This window comes from Pseudomonas entomophila (assembly GCF_013523125.1).
Lineage (GTDB): Bacteria > Pseudomonadota > Gammaproteobacteria > Pseudomonadales > Pseudomonadaceae > Aquipseudomonas > Aquipseudomonas entomophila_B.
This window is the reverse complement of record NZ_JAAMQJ010000015.1, coordinates 48,048-65,224: the sequence shown is the minus strand read 5'-3', so window position 1 is coordinate 65,224 and position 17,177 is coordinate 48,048. Positions and strand designations below refer to the sequence as shown.

The 17,177-nt window shown below is 65.2% G+C and carries 10 protein-coding genes; 6 read left to right on the top strand and 4 right to left on the bottom strand.

Annotated features, from left to right (window positions below):
- Nucleotides 1-7: 7 nt before the first annotated feature.
- On the bottom strand, nucleotides 8-1,954 hold the full coding sequence (locus G7007_RS10345; RefSeq protein ID WP_181101472.1) for a putative bifunctional diguanylate cyclase/phosphodiesterase: 1,947 nt from the start codon (nucleotides 1,952-1,954) through the stop codon (nucleotides 8-10).
- A 304-nt stretch (nucleotides 1,955-2,258) separates the two neighbouring features.
- Between G7007_RS10345 and G7007_RS10340 the strand changes: the two genes are divergently transcribed.
- From G7007_RS10340 to tadA, 4 genes are all read left to right on the top strand, one after another.
- Nucleotides 2,259-2,609, top strand: a complete 351-nt coding sequence (locus tag G7007_RS10340; RefSeq protein WP_181101471.1) for a hypothetical protein — start codon at nucleotides 2,259-2,261, stop codon at nucleotides 2,607-2,609.
- Between the two features lie 194 nt (nucleotides 2,610-2,803).
- On the top strand, nucleotides 2,804-4,702 hold the full coding sequence (locus G7007_RS10335; protein ID WP_181101469.1) for a DUF4034 domain-containing protein: 1,899 nt from the start codon (nucleotides 2,804-2,806) through the stop codon (nucleotides 4,700-4,702).
- Nucleotides 4,703-4,896: 194 nt separating this feature from the next.
- Nucleotides 4,897-6,279: a multicopper oxidase family protein gene (locus G7007_RS10330; protein WP_181101467.1), complete on the top strand. Its 1,383-nt coding sequence runs from the start codon at nucleotides 4,897-4,899 to the stop codon at nucleotides 6,277-6,279.
- Complete coding sequence (tadA, locus tag G7007_RS10325; protein WP_181101465.1) at nucleotides 6,279-6,767, top strand: tRNA adenosine(34) deaminase TadA; 489 nt, start codon at nucleotides 6,279-6,281, stop codon at nucleotides 6,765-6,767. The genes G7007_RS10330 and tadA overlap by 1 nt, the downstream gene beginning before the upstream one ends.
- Before the next feature lie 9 nt (nucleotides 6,768-6,776).
- On the opposite strand, the gene mltF is transcribed toward tadA, so the two are convergent.
- Complete coding sequence (gene mltF, locus G7007_RS10320; protein WP_181101464.1) at nucleotides 6,777-8,234, bottom strand: membrane-bound lytic murein transglycosylase MltF; 1,458 nt, start codon at nucleotides 8,232-8,234, stop codon at nucleotides 6,777-6,779.
- A 290-nt stretch (nucleotides 8,235-8,524) separates the two neighbouring features.
- On the opposite strand from mltF, the gene purL reads away from it, so the two are divergent.
- Both purL and G7007_RS10310 read left to right on the top strand, forming a co-directional pair.
- Complete coding sequence (gene purL, locus G7007_RS10315; RefSeq protein ID WP_181101463.1) at nucleotides 8,525-12,421, top strand: phosphoribosylformylglycinamidine synthase; 3,897 nt, start codon at nucleotides 8,525-8,527, stop codon at nucleotides 12,419-12,421.
- 2 nt (nucleotides 12,422-12,423) lie between these two features.
- Nucleotides 12,424-12,735: a Nif3-like dinuclear metal center hexameric protein gene (locus G7007_RS10310; protein ID WP_181101462.1), complete on the top strand. Its 312-nt coding sequence runs from the start codon at nucleotides 12,424-12,426 to the stop codon at nucleotides 12,733-12,735.
- Between the two features lie 42 nt (nucleotides 12,736-12,777).
- On the opposite strand, the gene G7007_RS10305 is transcribed toward G7007_RS10310, so the two are convergent.
- Nucleotides 12,778-14,895, bottom strand: coding sequence for an HET-C-related protein (locus G7007_RS10305; protein WP_181101460.1), 2,118 nt, complete (start codon nucleotides 14,893-14,895; stop codon nucleotides 12,778-12,780).
- Between the two features lie 161 nt (nucleotides 14,896-15,056).
- Nucleotides 15,057-17,102, bottom strand: coding sequence for a PhoX family protein (locus G7007_RS10300; protein WP_181101458.1), 2,046 nt, complete (start codon nucleotides 17,100-17,102; stop codon nucleotides 15,057-15,059).
- Between the last annotated feature and the right edge of the window lie 75 nt (nucleotides 17,103-17,177).

Sequence of the window (17,177 nt, the reverse complement as noted above, 5' to 3'; positions counted from 1 at the left end):
CGGCGGTTTACACTGCCTGGACCTTGGCCAACGGCTCGCCTTCGAGCCAGGTGCTGATCTCGCTGGCGCGCATGGGCTTGGAGAACAGGTAGCCTTGGGCCAGGGTGCAACCGAGGGTTTTCAAGGCGCCCAGTTCGTCAGCGGTCTCCACACCTTCGACGATGCATTCCAGCTGCATGTCCTGGCACAGGGTCACCAGCGACTTGACGATCTTGGAGCTGGCTGGGTTGAGGTGGATGTGGGTGACGAAGGTGCGGTCCACTTTTAGTTTGGTCAGCGACAGCGCATGGATCTGGCTCAGGCTGGAATAGCCGGTGCCGAAATCGTCGAGGGAAATGCCGCAGCCCAGTTCGCGAAACCGGCTGATCGCGCGCTGGGCCTGTGGCAAGTCCTGGATGACAGCGGTTTCGGTGATCTCCAGGTCCAGACAGGTCGGGTCGAAACGGCTGCGCTGGATCAGCTCGACGATCTGCTGGGCGGCATCCTCCGACCCGCAGTCGTGGGCGGACAGGTTGAACGACAGGCGAATCCCTGCCGGGAAGTTCGCGGCAGCGTCCAGCGCCTTGCTCAGCAGCGGCACCGTGAGCTGATTGACCATGCCGATGCGCTCGGCGATCGGGATGAAATCGCTGGGCGGCACGTGGCCCAGTTCCGGGCTTTCCCAGCGGGCCAGTGCCTCGAAGGCGACGGTGTGCTCGCGGTAGATGTCCACGATGGGCTGGAACACCATGTAGAACTCGCGATCCAGATCGGCCCTGCGCAGCGCCTGTTCGGTCAAGCCTTCGCGGTTGAGCTGCTGGCGATGGGCGCCGCTGAACAGGCAGACCGTGCCGGGGCGGTGGCGCTTGCTCTGGTACAGGGCATAGTCGGCGTATTCGTACGCTTGCGTGGCGCAGGACGCCTGGTCCGGGAAGGTCGCGATGCCCAGTGAGCCACTGATCTGGATCGGGATGTCCACCAGCAGGAACGGCTCGCGCAGGCGGTCGCAGATGTTCTCGCCGAACGCCCGCAATTGATCGTCGCCCATGGCCCGCGTGATGATCAGGCCGAACTCGTCGCCCCCCAGGCGGGCCAGGTGCACCCCGTCGTCGAGCAGCCCGGTCAGGCGCTGGCCCACCTGATAGAGCAGCTTGTCACCGATGCTGTGGCCGTAGAGGTCGTTGACCGGCTTGAAGCCGTCCAGGTCGATCAATCCAACGGCCAGACGAGCCCCCTGCTCCGGGGCGTGGGACAGCAGGGTCTCGAGACGGGAAAAGAACTGCCGCCGATTGGCCAGCCCGGTCAGGCTGTCCTGATTGGCCAGGTGAAGGTTTTCTTCGCTGAGCTTGGCCGTCTGCGCCTGCATGTTCACCAGGCGGGTGAAGTCGGCGTACTGCGCCTTGAGGATGACCAGCATGGCGATGGACACCAGCAGGACATCGATCGCCGTGGCGATGAAGGTCGGGATGGTGGTGGAAGCAAAGAACACCACGAACGCCGTGTTCACCACCGCCGTGGTGGCCAGGGCCGCGGGCAGCAGGTGCATCATGCAGAAGATGCAGCCGATGACGGTGATCGCCATGTAGAAGGCGACATGCGCCTGAGTATAGCTGTTGCCATGGGGAAACAGCGCCAGGGACCAGGCGGTGAACGCCACGGCCACGAAGGGTGCGAGCATGTTGGTGCGCCTGAGCGCTGCCAGCATCTGTTCTGGCGTGCGGGTGCGCTTGCGCGTACGCACCCATTCCACCGCGCGGACCACACCGAACAGCGTCATGATCGACGGGCAGTACACCACCAGCCAGCGCGGCGCGAGCGCAAAGTGGGTGCCCGCCAGCATCAAGGTGTTGATCAGCAGGATGAAATACATCATCGGCAACTGGCGCGACAGCGAGATGTATTGCGCCTTGACCAGGCCAGGGTTGTCCTTGGGCACGGACATCGACGCTCGAAGACCGAGCAGTATGTTCTTCATTAGGCGATGCTCTGAAAAGACGACCAGGTGAACGACCGACTGGATGGCCCTTTCCAGCCTGGACCGAGCGGGGCTGAATGCATGTTCCCAGGAGGGGTATCGGCCGATCCTGGGATTTCTACAGCGTCTACGACTAGTGGCACTTTGACTTCGTTCCGTCAGCCGGTCGCTTTCGCTCCCTGCAGCGTGCATGCGCACTGCGTTTCTGGCGGCGCACCCGTGTCGCCTGCCGTGTTACCTTGACCCGAACCTGGCAGTCCGGCCGCTTGCCAACCCTCACGCCACCCACACAGTTCACCTGCCCATGCCTGTGCGTCCTTCGTCCACTCCGCGTTCCGATACCCTCAGCCTCCGTCGACTGCTGGGCTATTACACCCTGTCCATGCTCGGCATCGCCCTGTTCGCCGCGGCCCCCTTGCTCCTGGCGATCGGCGCAGGCACGGTGGCCAGCCAGTTCGGCTGCCAGGTGGACGAGGGGAGCCCGCATGCCTGCTGGATCCTGGGCTGGGACGCCGGCCCGACGTTCTATCGGCTGGGCGTCATGGGCTGGTACATGTTGGTCACGCTGCCAGCAGGGGCCGTGTCGATGCTCGTGGCAACAGGGTTGCTGGTGGTGCACCTGATCCGTCGAGTCCAGGTCGGCGCTTCTCGCTGAGGTCCTGTGGGCTTTACGCACCAGCGTCCTGAGCACCTTGAACAACGCTTGCGCCGACGCTTGTCACCTACGTTGCAGCCCACCTGCCCGCGATCGTGAGGTAGGCTTGTCTCGTTTTTCTTACAGCTAAAAGGACTTGCATGTCTTCTCGTCATTCTGCCGAACCTCTTCACGCTGTCCAACGACCCCCAATCGTGCAAGACCTGCTCGAAGCGCGCTTCGACGCCCTCGATGACCGTTTGCAGGGTCTGCTGTCGGCGGGCGACAGTGCCAGCGAGCAGGCCCTTGGCACCCACTGCGCGACGCTTCAGGCCTTCGCCGAGGGCTGCCAGCACTACGTCGAACAGTTGCCCGTGTGGAAACGCCAGTGTCCGGACAGCGTCTGGCCGGACGTCGTCGCCTGCCTGTTGTGGGAAAAGGCTGCCAGCGAGACGCGCGGCCAGGGCTTGGCTGAAGACGTTAGCGAGGGGCAATGGCAACAGGCCCATCTGGCCTGCGATGCGCTGTTTCTTCAGGCGTTGGACGTGGCCCAGCGTCAGCCTCTGCCCTGGGTGATGACCGTGAGCCTGATGCGCTCCGTGCTGGTGTTCGGCGAACCCGATTGGCTGATGCCCTGGCTGACAGGCCAGTCGAGCGACGCCGAGCTGGCCGCGTTGCATCAGCGTCGGCAGGCGGCGCTCGCCCACTGGCCGAACCTGCCACCCGTGCCGGCGCTGCCTGCCGTGCCCCCGACCCGCCTGGTGGCTGCCTTGGCCGCTTACCCCCGTCGCGAAGGTGAGCCGCAAGGGTTCTTCTGGCTGCATCAGGCGCTCCAGGCTTCGCCAGTCGGCGCCTGGGCCTTGGAGCTGTATGCCTTTTTGCGCACGCCGCGCTGGGGCGGCAGCCATGAGGAGATCCTCTGGCTGGCCGATTCGCCGCTGGCCGCGCGTCTGGATGAATCGCAGCGCAACGCGATCCGCCTGGTCGCCTGGCTCGACGACCTCGATGCCGACAGCGTGGACGTGGAGGACGACGCAGCCTGTCAGGCCGCCTTCCAGCGGGGCCGGCACTTGCTGGAGCGACCGTTGCCGGCCTCGGCACGGGCCCGGGTCAGCCTGGCCTTGGGCGATCTGGCGTATCTGGCCGATCACATGGCGCACGCCCAGGCCTACTACGCGCAGGTGCTTGTCGATTGGCCCCAACTGACCGCAGCGGACGACGTGCTCTACCGCATGCTGTGTGTGGCGGCACACACCGGCATGGGCCCCTGGTTCGGCCAGGTGGTATCCCAGTCGCGTCAACAGTCGGCCTTCGCTGCGGTGCTCTATGGGCTGCTGTGCGACACCGGCTGGTGCGCCGTACCACGCGACCCTGCCCAGGCAGAGCACTGGTACCGACAGGCGCTTACGTATGGACCGATGCCGGAGCCGGAAGGCGAGTGCCCCTTCAATGACGTGTACTACGCCTTCGACGAAAGCCTGCACGGCACGGCGCTGCGGCACATGGTCGAGTACGCGGCCGCGCTGGGTGTGCCCGAGATGCAGTTCGCCCTGGCCTACCTGCACGAAGAAGATGACCCGGTGACGGCCCTGCACTGGTATCGCCAAGCGGGTGCTCATGGCTTTGGACGGGCGTTGTACAACCTGAGCGTGGTCTGCGACCGTGGCGTGGAGGAGGGCGGCCTGCCCGGCTGGGACGTGGAGGCCTTGCGCGAGCTGGGCAACGACTGCGAGGTGGCGTGCCTGGACGAGCTGGTCGACCAGCCGACGCTCACCCCTCGGGCGCTCAACCGCATTCCGAACTGCTTCATCGGTATTCACGGCTACCTGACCGGGCACAAGGTCGACTCCGAACGCGTGCGGCGCAATCTGGCAGTGCTGCGGCAGTATGCCGAGCGCGGCTGGGCCGATGCCATGTATGTGCTCGCCGAACACTACCGCGCCGAGGACTGCCCGCAAGGCCATGACTACCCGCAGGCGGTCTACTGGTGCGAACAGGCCTGTCGCCTGCAGCCGGACGATGCGCGCAGCGTGCGATTGCGCGAGCGCTTGAGCGAAGGGCTGATGGGCGGGATGCGCTACCGGCGGGCGTTGGCCAAGGCAGAAAAGCGCTAGGCGCACGTGCCTGGCGGCTCAGGTGGATCGCTGCACGCCGTCCACCTGAGCCGCCTTGGGCAGGCCAACATGACATTTCTTTCAGCTCCAGCCGTCACGCATCGCTTAATCTTTCGCAATTGCAGGTGTATCGTATTCGCCCTTCGCTGCCACGCTGTTGGCACAACGCTCCTGCATGACGAGGTACCCGCCCGATGTCCCTGACCCGCCGACAAATTCTCAAGGGCCTGACTGGCCTGGCCGTGGTCGGCCTGGGCGCAGGGGGCGCCACGCGCTATTGGCTAGGCAAGGTGGAAGACGAGAATGCCGGGCACGACTACGAACTGATCGCCGCGCCCCTGGACGTCGAGCTGGTGCCCGGCCACATCACCCCGGCCTGGGCATTCGGCCCCTCCGCGCCCGGCACCGAGCTGCGGGTTCGCCAGGGCACCTGGCTGCGGGTCCGCTTCATCAACCACCTGCCGATCGAGACCACCATCCATTGGCACGGCATCCGCCTGCCGTTGGAGATGGACGGCGTGCCCTACGTCTCCCAGCTGCCGGTCAAGCCAGGCGAATATTTCGACTACAAGTTCCGCGTGCCGGACGCCGGCAGTTACTGGTACCACCCCCATGTGGCCAGTTCCGAAGAGCTGGGCCGTGGGCTGGTCGGACCGCTGATCGTCGATGAGCGCGAGCCGACCGGCTTCCAGCACGAGCGCGTGCTCAATCTCAAGACCTGGCACGTGGACGAGCAGGGTGCCTTCATGTCCTTCAGCGTGCCCCGCGAGGCGGCACGCAACGGCACGGCTGGGCGCTTGATCACCATCAATGGCGACGCTGAATCGGTCACCGAGTTGCCGGCAGGGCAGGTGGTGCGCGTACGTCTGCTCAATCTCGACAACACCTGGACCTACCGGATCAACCTCAAGGGCAATTGCGAAGCCCGGATCTACGCGATCGATGGCAATCCGGTCCGGCCCAGGCCGCTGGAGAAAGAATACTGGCTGGGCCCCGGCATGCGGCTTTGCCTGGCCATCAAGATTCCCGAGGCCGGTGAGGAAATCTCGCTGCGCGATGGTTTCGTGCGCCTGGGCACCTTGCGCTCGGTCGCCAGCGACCAGCCTCCCGGCGAGTGGCCACCGGCCTTGCCGCCCAACCCGATCGCCGAGCCGGACCTCGAGAGCGCCGAGACGCTCAACTTCAACTTCGAATGGTCGGGCAAGCTGTCGACCGGGGTGGACGACGGCAAGCCGCCCAGCCTGTGGCAGATCAACGGCAAAGCCTGGGACATCACCGACAAGACCTGTGCGGACCGGCCTATCGCCACCTTGCAGCAGGGCAAGAGCTATATCTTCGAGCTGAAGAACATGACGCAGTACCAGCACCCGATCCACCTGCATGGCATGAGTTTCAAGGTGATCGGCTCCAATCGCCACACGATCACCGAGCCCTGGTTCACCGACACCTACCTGCTGGGTCGCAACGAGCGGGCGCAGGTGGCGCTGGTGGCTGATAACCCTGGCACCTGGATGTTCCATTGCCATGTCATCGACCACATGGAAACCGGCCTGATGGCCGCGATCGCGGTGGTCTGATGCGGCCACGGATCATCGATCGCAGTCGCGATCAGGCCTTCATGGAGCTGGCGCTGGCACTGGCGGCTCAAGGCGCAGCCTTGGGCGAGGTGCCCGTAGGCGCCGTGCTGGTCCAGGACGGGCAGGTGGTGGGCCAGGGCTTCAACCGCCCGATCCTCGACAGCGACCCGAGCGCCCATGCCGAAATGGTCGCCATCCGCGAGGCAGCGCGCATGGCAGGCAATTACCGGCTACCGGGCAGCACGCTGTACGTGACCCTCGAGCCGTGCAGCATGTGCGCTGGGCTGATCGTGCATTCACGGGTGGCACGCGTGGTGTATGGCGCGCTGGAGCCCAAGGCCGGCGTGGTGCAGAGCCAGGGGCAGTTCTTCGAGCAGGGGTTTCTCAACCACCGCGTGCTCTATGAGGGCGGTGTGCTGGGCGAGGCGTGCGGACAGATGCTCAGCGAGTTCTTCAAGGCCAGGCGGGGGCGCAAGGCCGGCTCGTGAGGCCGAGGCTCACTTCAGCGCAGCGCCCTCGGCCGGCTTGCTCGGGCTCACCGCCGGCACGTGCAGGTTGCCTTGCGCCGCCTCCCCTTCGAGCTGCGGCTGGGTCACCCAGGTGAGGATGTCGTAGTAGCGGCGGATGTTGGCGACGAAGTGCACCGGCTCACCGCCGCGCGCATAGCCGTACTTGGTCTGACGGTACCACTGTTTCTGCGCCAGGCGCGGCAGCATCTTCTTCACGTCCAGCCACTTGTTGGGGTCGAGCTTTTCGCGCTTGGCCAGGGTGCGTGCGTCTTCCAGGTGACCGCTGCCGACGTTGTAGGCGGCCAGGGCGAACCAGGTACGGTCCGGTTCCTGGATGCTGTCGTCGAGCTGCGCCTTGATCAGCCTGAAGTACTTGGCCCCGCCCTGGATGCTTTGCCGGGCGTCGAGGCGGTTGGACACGCCCATGGCCTGAGCCGTGCGCTGGGTCAGCATCATCAGGCCGCGCACGCCGGTCTTGGACGTGACTTCCGGCTGCCACATGGACTCCTGGTAGCCGATGGCCGCCAGCAGTCGCCAGTCCACCCCCTCGACCTTGGCCGAAGCCTTGAAGTGCTTCTCGTAGCGCGGCAGGCGTTGCTGCAGGTGCTGGGCGAAGGTGTAGGCGCCGACATAGCCCAGCACGTCCACATGCCCGTAGTAGCGGTCCTTGAGGCGTTGCAGCACGCCATTGCCTTCGGCTTCGTCGAGGAACGCGTTGACCTCGTTGAGCAGGCTGTTGTCTTCGCCTGGCGCCACGGCCCAGCGCTGGCTGCGTGCTTCGCCCAGGTCGAAGGCCACGCGCACGTTGGAGAAGTACACCTGGTTCATCGCCAGTTCATTGGAGTCCACCAGGGTCAGGTCGATCTGCCCTTCGTCCACCATGCGCAGCAGGTCGACGACCTCGACCGCATCGGATTCTTCGTACTCGAGCGCTGGGTACTGTTTCTTCAGGGCGGCCAGCTGCTCGGCGTGGCTGCTGCCCTTGAGCACCATGATCTTCTTGCCGACCAGCCCCTGGGGATCGGTCGGTCGCGACCGGCCGTTGCGGTAGATGACCTGGGGCGAGACCTCGAGGTAGGGGTGCGAAAAGCGCACCTGGGCGCTGCGCTGTTCACTGCTGACCAGCCCGGCCGCCGCCAGGACCGGCCCCGAGGGCGCACTCAGCTGGGCAAAGATGTCGTCGAGGTTGTCGGCGGTCTGGATCTCCAGTTTGACCCCGAGCTCGTCGGCGAAGCGCTTGACCAGCTCGTACTCGAAGCCGGTTTCGCCATTGCGGTCCTGGAAATAGGTCGCCGGACTGTTGCGGGTGACCACGCGCAGCACGCCGTCCTCCTTGATGCGCTCGAGGGTGCTGGGTTTTTCAACGCAGGCACCGAGCATGAGGAAGAGGGCGGTTGCGAGGAGCCATCTGGCGCAACGCTGGCGCAAAGCAATGGTGGCGGACATAGGGTGCAGTATACGCAAAGCATTGGCTGCGCCATATCTCGACAATCGACTAGGGCTCTGGTAGCGGCTGCGAGCTACAAGCTACAAGCGGGCGGCAGGGCGGACGGTCAGGTGTTCATGCAGCACTCAGGCAGCGCGGTATGCTTTTACTTGCAGCTTGCAGCTTGCAGCTTGCAGCTTGCAGCTCGACCCCACCGCCGACCGCTCGTTCCAACCGGGTGCCGATTCCCCGTGTTTTACGCTAGAATGCCCGGCCTCCAAGCACACCCCTTCTTGAGGCTGTCCCGACGATGTTGATCCTGCGCGGCGCTCCTGCCCTTTCTGCCTTTCGCCACGGTAAATTACTCGAGCAATTGAGCCAGAAAGTCCCTGCTGTTTCTGGTTTGTATGCCGAATTCGCCCACTTCGCCGAAGTCGATGGCGAGCTGACCGCCGAGCAGCAACAGGTGCTGGGTCGCCTGCTCGAGTACGGCCCGAGCGTACCGGTGCAGGAGCCTGCCGGTCGACTGTTCCTGGTCGTGCCGCGTCTGGGTACCATCTCGCCTTGGGCGAGCAAGGCCACCGACATCGCCCACAACTGTGGCCTGGACAACGTGCGCCGCCTCGAGCGCGGCATCGCCTATTCCGTCGCCGGCGACCTGTCCGACGCCGAGGTTGCACTAGTCGCCGCGCACTTGCACGACCGCATGACCCAGCGCGTGCTGAGCCAGCTGGAGCAGGCCGCCGACCTGTTCAGTCACGCCCAGCCACGCCCGATGACCTCCGTGGACATCCTCGGCGGCGGCCGCGCCGCCCTGGCCCAGGCCAACGTCGACCTGGGCCTGGCCCTGGCCGAGGACGAGATCGACTACCTGGTCCAGGCGTTCCAGGGGCTGGCGCGCAACCCGAACGACATCGAGCTGATGATGTTCGCCCAGGCCAACTCCGAGCACTGCCGCCACAAGATCTTCAACGCCAGTTGGGACATCGACGGCCAGGCCCAGGACAAGAGCCTGTTCGGGATGATCAAGAACACCTACCAGATGCACAGTGAAGGCGTGCTCTCGGCCTACAAGGACAACGCCTCGGTGATCGTCGGCCACGTCGCCGGTCGTTTCTACCCCAACCCCGAGACGCGCCAGTACGGTGCGGTGCGCGAGCCCGTGCACATCCTGATGAAGGTCGAGACCCACAACCACCCGACCGCCATCTCGCCGTTCTCCGGCGCCTCCACCGGCTCCGGTGGCGAGATCCGTGACGAAGGCGCCACCGGTCGCGGCGCCAAGCCCAAGGCAGGCCTGACCGGTTTCACCGTGTCGAACCTGCGCATCCCCGGCTTCGAGCAACCCTGGGAGCAGGCCTACGGCAAGCCCGAGCGCATCGTCGACGCCCTCGACATCATGATCGACGGCCCGCTCGGCGGCGCGGCGTTCAACAACGAGTTCGGGCGTCCGGCGCTGACCGGCTATTTCCGCACCTTCGAGCAGTCGATCCAGACCCCCCATGGCGAAGAAGTGCGCGGCTATCACAAGCCGATCATGCTCGCGGGCGGCCTGGGCAACATCCGCGAAGACCATGTGCAGAAGGGCGAGATCACCGTCGGCGCCAAGCTGATCGTGCTCGGCGGCCCGGCCATGCTGATCGGCCTGGGCGGCGGCGCGGCCTCGTCGGTCGACACCGGCGCCAGCTCCGCGGACCTGGACTTCGCCTCGGTCCAGCGCGAGAACCCGGAGATGGAGCGCCGTTGCCAGGAGGTCATCGACCGCTGCTGGCAGCTGGGCGAGCAGAACCCCATCGCCTTCATCCACGACGTGGGCGCCGGTGGCATCTCCAACGCCTTCCCCGAGCTGGTCAACGATGGTGGCCGCGGTGGTCGTTTCGAGCTGCGCAACGTGCCCAACGACGAGCCGGGCATGGCCCCGCACGAGATCTGGAGCAACGAATCCCAGGAGCGCTACGTGCTGGCCGTTGGCGCTGACGACTTCGAACGCTTCAAGGCCATCTGCGAGCGCGAGCGCTGCCCGTTCGCAGTGGTCGGCGAAGCCACCGAAGAGCCGCACCTGACCGTCACCGACAGCCACTTCGACAACACCCCGGTGGACATGCCGCTGGACGTGCTGCTGGGCAAGCCGCCGCGCATGCACCGCTCGGTCGCCCGCGAAGCCGAGCTGGGCGATGACTTCGACCCGAGCGCGCTGGACCTGGACGAAGCCGTGGAGCGCGTATTGCGTCACCCGGCCGTGGCCAGCAAAAGCTTCCTGATCACCATCGGCGACCGTTCCATCACCGGTCTGGTCGCCCGCGACCAGATGGTCGGCCCGTGGCAGGTCCCGGTCGCCGACTGCGCCGTCACCGCCACCAGCTTCGACGTCTACACCGGCGAAGCCATGGCCATGGGCGAGCGCACACCGCTGGCCCTGCTGGATGCACCGGCCTCCGGGCGCATGGCGATCGGCGAGGTGCTGACCAACCTGGCCGGCGCGCGCATCGGGAAGCTGTCCGACATCAAGCTGTCGGCCAACTGGATGTCGGCCGCTGGCCACCCCGGCGAAGACGCGCGCCTGTACGACACGGTCAAGGCCGTCGGTATGGAGCTGTGTCCTGAGCTGGGCCTGACCATTCCGGTGGGCAAGGACTCCATGTCGATGAAGACCCGCTGGAGCGAGGAGGGCGCCGAGAAGAGCGTCACCGCGCCGATGTCGCTGATCGTCAGCGGCTTCGCCCCGGTGGTGGACATCCGTGGCACCCTGACCCCGCGCCTGCGCATGGACAAGGGCGAGACCGACCTGATCCTGATCGACCTGGGCCGTGGCAAGGACCGCATGGGCGCGTCCATTCTCGCCCAGACCTACGGCAAGCTCGGTGCTCAGGCGCCGGACGTCGACGATGCCGAAGACCTCAAGGCCTTCTTCGCCGTGATCCAAGGCCTCAACGCCGACGGCCACCTGTTGGCCTACCACGACCGTTCCGACGGCGGCCTGGTGACCACCGTGCTGGAAATGGCCTTCGCCGGCCATTGCGGCCTGGACCTGCATCTCGACCCGTTGACCGACAGCCGCAGCGAAGTGCCGGGCATTCTGTTCAACGAAGAGCTGGGCGCCGTCATCCAGGTGCGCCAGGACGCCACCCCTGACGTGTTGACCCAGTTCAGCGTCGCGGGCCTGGGCGACTGCGTCGCGGTGATCGGCAAACCGATCAACAACGGCGAAGTGTCCATCAGCCTCAACGGTGAGGTGCTGTTCGACGATCAGCGCCGTCTGTTGCAGCGCCAGTGGGCCGAGACCAGCTACCAGATCCAGCGCCTGCGTGACAACGCCGACTGCGCCGACCAGGAGTACGAGGCGCTGCTCGAAGAGAACAACCCCGGCCTGGACGCCAAGCTGGGCTTCGACGTCAACGAAGACATCGCCGCCCCGTACATCAAGACCGGCGTTCGACCTCAGGTAGCGATCCTGCGCGAGCAAGGCGTCAACGGTCAGGTCGAGATGGCCGCGGCCTTCGACCGAGCGGGCTTCGCTGCGATCGACGTGCACATGAGCGATATCCTCGCTGGCCGTGTCGACTTCGCCGACTTCAAGGGCCTGGTCGCCTGCGGCGGCTTCTCCTACGGCGACGTGCTCGGTGCCGGTGAGGGCTGGGCCAAGTCGGCGCTGTTCAACCGTCGGGCCCGGGATGCCTTCCAAGGCTTCTTCGAGCGCAGCGACAGCTTTGCTCTGGGCGTGTGCAACGGTTGCCAGATGATGTCCAACCTGCACGAGCTGATCCCGGGCACCGAGCATTGGCCGCACTTCGTGCGTAACCGCTCGGAGCAGTTCGAGGCGCGCGTGGCCATGGTCGAGGTGCAGAAATCCAACTCGATCTTCCTCGAGGGCATGGCCGGTTCACGCATGCCGATCGCCATCGCCCACGGCGAGGGCCATGCCGAGTTCGCCAGCGAACAGGCGCTGATCGACGCCGATGCATCGGGTTGCGTGGCGCTGCGCTACGTCGACAACCATGGTCGCGTGACCGAAGCCTACCCGGCCAATCCGAACGGTTCGCCGCGCGGGATCACCGGCCTGACCAACCGTGACGGCCGTGTCACCATCATGATGCCGCACCCGGAACGTGTGTTCCGTGCCGTGCAGAACTCCTGGTGCCCGGACGACTGGCAGGAAGACGGTGCGCTGATGCGCATGTTCCGCAATGCGCGGGTTTGGGTGGACTGAGCGTGTACAAGCTCGCCTTCTTCGTCCCGTCCAGCCACCTGGACGTGGTCAAGGCCGCTGTGTTCGCCGCCGGTGGCGGACGCATCGGCGACTACGACCAGTGTGCCTGGCAGACGCTCGGCCAAGGGCAGTTTCGCCCGCTGGACGGCAGTCGGCCGTTCACCGGGCGGGTTGGCGAGGTCGAGCGTCTGGCGGAATGGAAAGTCGAGCTGGTCGTGGCCGACGAGCTGATCGCTCAGGTCGTCGGCGCGCTCAAGCAGAGCCATCCCTATGAAACGCCAGCGTATGAAGCCTGGCCGCTGGCCGATCTCTGACGCATGTCCTTCTGACCTCCGGCACGGCACGTGCCAGCGGGATCAGAAGGGTATGGAGATGGCCTCCGGTGCCAAGGTGACCTGGATCCAGCTGACCCCGGTCAGCTCTTCGACTTCCTGAATGTATTCGTTGTTCTTCTGGAGCATGTTCACGATACGCTCGCTCAAGGCATCCAGCTCACGGGCGTGCAAGACCCGTAACGTCTCGATGGACGTGCCTTGCTTGACCTTCTCCGGGTTTTCCTTCGCCCATTGAACGACCGTCTCCTCCCACCAGAGGTCGCTCCAGGGGTGCGCCATGAAACCTTTGGCAATGTCGACGGGGTCGTCCGCCCCCTCGACCTTGCCTGACCAGTGATCCCGCATCGCCTGGCCGACCCGCTGCACCGCGATCATGGCCAGCTGTATGGCCAGCGTATGGAACGGATGGGTGTCGTGGTCCTTGGACAGCTGCGAGTGCGTCAAAGGCGCGCTCGCCTCCTGGTTGGGGTCTTCGTGCTGAAGGACCTGCAAGGTGGCGACATGATCACCCGCCCATTTCATCAGGGGCTTCATGATGAAATTGCCGGCATAGTTCAGCGGCTTGAAATGGTGTTGCAAGGTGCTGACGGTCGCGTTATAGATTTTGTAGTAATAATTGTTGGCCAGCTCTCGGCGAGCCTTGACGTACAGCCCGTACAGCTGGATCAGCCAGGGCATGTTCTCTTCCTCCAAGATCGTCAGCACGATCTGGTCGAAGACCTCTTGTTCTTCCTGACTTTGCGACTCGTCGAGGTCGGTGGGGAAGAAATGGCTAGCCAAGGGGTCGATCAGGCTGCCGATCATGTCGAGCTGGCCGAACATGCCCGTCACGACGGGAAAGGCGTGTCCCTTCGGGTGCTTCTTCTCGACCGCTGTCGTCCAGACCAGTACGTCGTCGTGACCCACATGCTTGAGACACAGCTCGACGAAGTTCGAGTGGGCGAAATAGTCCTCCAGGACATGCAACGCCTCGCCCAGGTAACGCATACCGGTCAGTGTCGCACCTTCTCGCTGGGCAGCCCTCAGTTTGGCCTGTACATAGGCGATGGACCGGCGAATGTAGCGCTTGATCGAGCGCTTGGGCAGAAGGCCGAGTCGTACGTCGCCTGGAGAGGCCGGGGGTACGAAGTCAGGGTCGATCTGCCGAGGATCGGACGCGTTCGGATCGAGTTCCAGTGGGTTGTCGATGTGTTCGTGGTGCAAGTACACCCCCAGCATGGCAGGGGTCACTTTGTAGGCTTTACGGCCTTCAGGTGTGTTCTGCAGACTGGCGAACGCCCTCAGGGCCAGCAGGTCGACGATCGTTGCGAGGCGTTCGCGGGAAAATCGGACGTAGGCCGTCCCGACCTGCTTGAGCACATCAGGGTCGACGGTGGATTCATCGACCGGACGGACGAGTTTGGGGTCCACCAGTTGCGAATGGTCGCGCAGCCAGTTGCCGAAGTAGATGGCTTGGCACTGTTCGTCGCTGAAGCCTACCTCGCGCAAGGACTGTGTTATGGAGCCATGGCCGAACGACCCAGGTACATGGGCCTCGCCATAGCCTGCCGCGAAACGCTTGGTGCGGCGACGTGAGGTTCGAGACGGCTCGAGTGTGCCCAGTACGATGCTGACGGGAGGGGCATCGGCCTCGCGCTGGTAAGTCGCGAAGGCGGCGCCAGGCTGGATCGGCTCGGCATAGAACAAGAGCGTCTTGGTGAGGGCGACCGGTGTCTCAGGGGACATGGGGCCGATGGGAGAGGGCGCGTCGTCTTGCGCGAGTGCGTCCGCCCGTGGCAACACTTCACTGGCGACATAGAACGCAAAGGATTCGAGCAGGCTGGTCATCAGGCTGAAGCTCGCTTCCGGCGTCTGCAGCGCGTCGTCGATGATCGCCTGGCTGACATCGATGCTCTGGGTGGCGGCGTTATAGGCCGTTGCGCCTGACAGGCTGGGCACGAGGGTGTAGACCGGCGCGGCGAGCGTGTCCTGAAGAAGGGCACGCCTGAACGCCAGGAAGTCCTTCAACAGGCAATTGCGCCCTATCAAGGGCCTGAGCAACAGCACGAAAGATTGTTCGTCGACGCGCTCGGCCATCTGCTTGAGCAGGTCGAGCGGCAGGCGGCTGGTGAAAGAGGGAGTGGAGGATGAAGAGGTCATGGCGCCTTCTCTGCAATGATCGGGCGTCCAGCATGCCGATTGAACGGGTAGGGTTTAATCCGGGAGCATTACCTGCTGCTGCCATGTAACGGCGCGTTCGAGAGCGGCCATGCGGCAGTCGGTGGCGACAGAGGTCACCACCGACAGACGGCGCATCGCCTTCAGGCCACGCCGATCGGGCCACCGTCGTGGCGCTGGATCACCACGGTCGCCGAGCGAGGCCGTACACGCCGGGAGGCCGGCACGGCCTGGGTCGCATCATCGGTGAAAGGCCAATTGTCCGGATGCTGGATGTTGAGGAACAGTGTGGTGTGGTCCGGCGTGAACGCCAGGCCCGTGACTTCGCAGCCGTTGGGGCCGACGAAGAACCGGCGCAGATCGACCTGGTTGCGTGCATCGACCGGCACTTGCTTGCCACTGGCATCCACCAGTTGCGTGGGAATGACCGCCAGCAACTGATCGTTGGTGTACTCGGTCACCGAGGTCTCGCCATTGTCCGTCTCGAACCAGAGGATCCCGCGGCCATCGAAGCGCATCCCGTCCGGGCTGGCGAACTGGTTGAGTTCGGTGAGGCCCGAGCGATTGAGGTCCGGGCCGCCGCTGGCATTGGCCCCGAACACGAAGATGTCCCAGGTGAAGCGCGCCGGATCGTCACCATCGTGCCAGCGGATGATGTGGCCATGGCGGTTGGGACCGCGCGGGTTGGCCGCGTCGACGTTGGCAGGGGTGCGCACGCTGTTGTTGGTCAAGGTCAGGTAGACGTCGCCATTGAGCGGGTTGACCGCCGTCCATTCCGGCCGGTCCATCGGCGTGGCGCCCAGCGCGTCGGCCGCGCCCCGGGTGTGCAGCAGGATCCCGGCCAGGTCGCCGTACAGGGTACCCAGGGTCGCGCCGGACGGGATGACCGTCTCCGTGGCCAGTGGCAACCAGACGCCGCTGCCGTCGGCATCGAAGCGCGCGACGTAGAGCGTGCCGTTGTCCAGGTATTTGGCGCCGGTGGCCAGGCGATCGGCGGGTGAGGCGTCAGCAGGGTCCCAGGCGGCCGCGGACACGAATTTGTACAGGTACTCGTTGTTGGAATCGTCGCCCATGTACCAGACCAGCGGCTTGCCGGCGATCGGCAGGCCCGGGCAGCAGCCTTCGTGGCGGAAGCGGCCCAGCGCCGTGCGCTTGGTGGCGGGCGCCTGGGCATCGAACGGGTCGATCTCGACGATGTAGCCATAGGTGCTGGCTTCGTTGCGGTAGTCGTCGGTGGGGCTGTCGCCGCGCGGTGTCACGTCGAACCGGCCGAACTCGTCGTCCACTTCGCTGGGGTCGCCCGCAGCGGTTTCCCATCGGTGCTGGCCGCTGGCGGTGCCGATGCCCAGGCGCCGCTGGTCATCCGGCAAGGGAGCCTTGTTGACGAAGATGCCTGGCCAGTTCTCTTCGCAGGTGAGGTACGTTCCCCAGGGGGTGTAGCCATTGCCGCAATTGTTGTTGGTGCCGCGGGCCTGGGTGCCGTCGGGCGAGAAGCGTGTCCGGACGTGCGCCGAACCGCGCAGGGGGCCGGCGATGACCATCGGCGTGGCCGTGGTGAAGCGTCGATTCAGCGGATCGTTCTCGACCACCTGCCAGCGCCCGTTGATCTTGTCCAGGCGTACCACACCGGCGCCATGAGCGTTGATCTCCTTGCGCACTTCCTCGGCCGGGCGCCTGCCTTGGGCATCCTGGGTCGGGCCCGCCGGGTGCAGGGCCTGGGCGTCGATGTATTCGAAGTTGATCGCCAGCAGCCCGGCATCGGAGCGACCGTCGAGCGGGAAGAAATGCATGCCGTCATGGTGCATGCCCATGGCATTGGCCTGATCGGCGGCGCTGTTGCTGCCGTCGGCTTGCCAAGGGCGGGCCCGGTCGTTGAGCGGCGTGCCCCAGGGCGCAAGCACGTAGGCGCTGTAGCCGGCCGCGACGGTACAGGCATCGGTGCGCGAGCCGGGGATCGACTGGAACCCCAAGGCGAGCGGCAAGGACGCGGGCTCACCTGGCGGCGTGAGCGAGGTGGCCTGCGCGTCGTCCAGCCAACTGGCCAGGCCGGTGCCGAGCATCAGGGTGACGGCAGCCCCCAGGCCTCCTCGAAGCACCGTACGACGACTGAGGTAGACGTCCATCACGTGGGCCATCGACGCATGATCGCTCGGGTTGCGGTTCAGGTTGTCGCCAGAAGCTCGACTCATCGGGAAGTCCTTGCGGGTCGTAAGGGAAACGAACGGCGACTGTAGTGCGTCAGTGTGACGGTTGTTTTGCAGAAA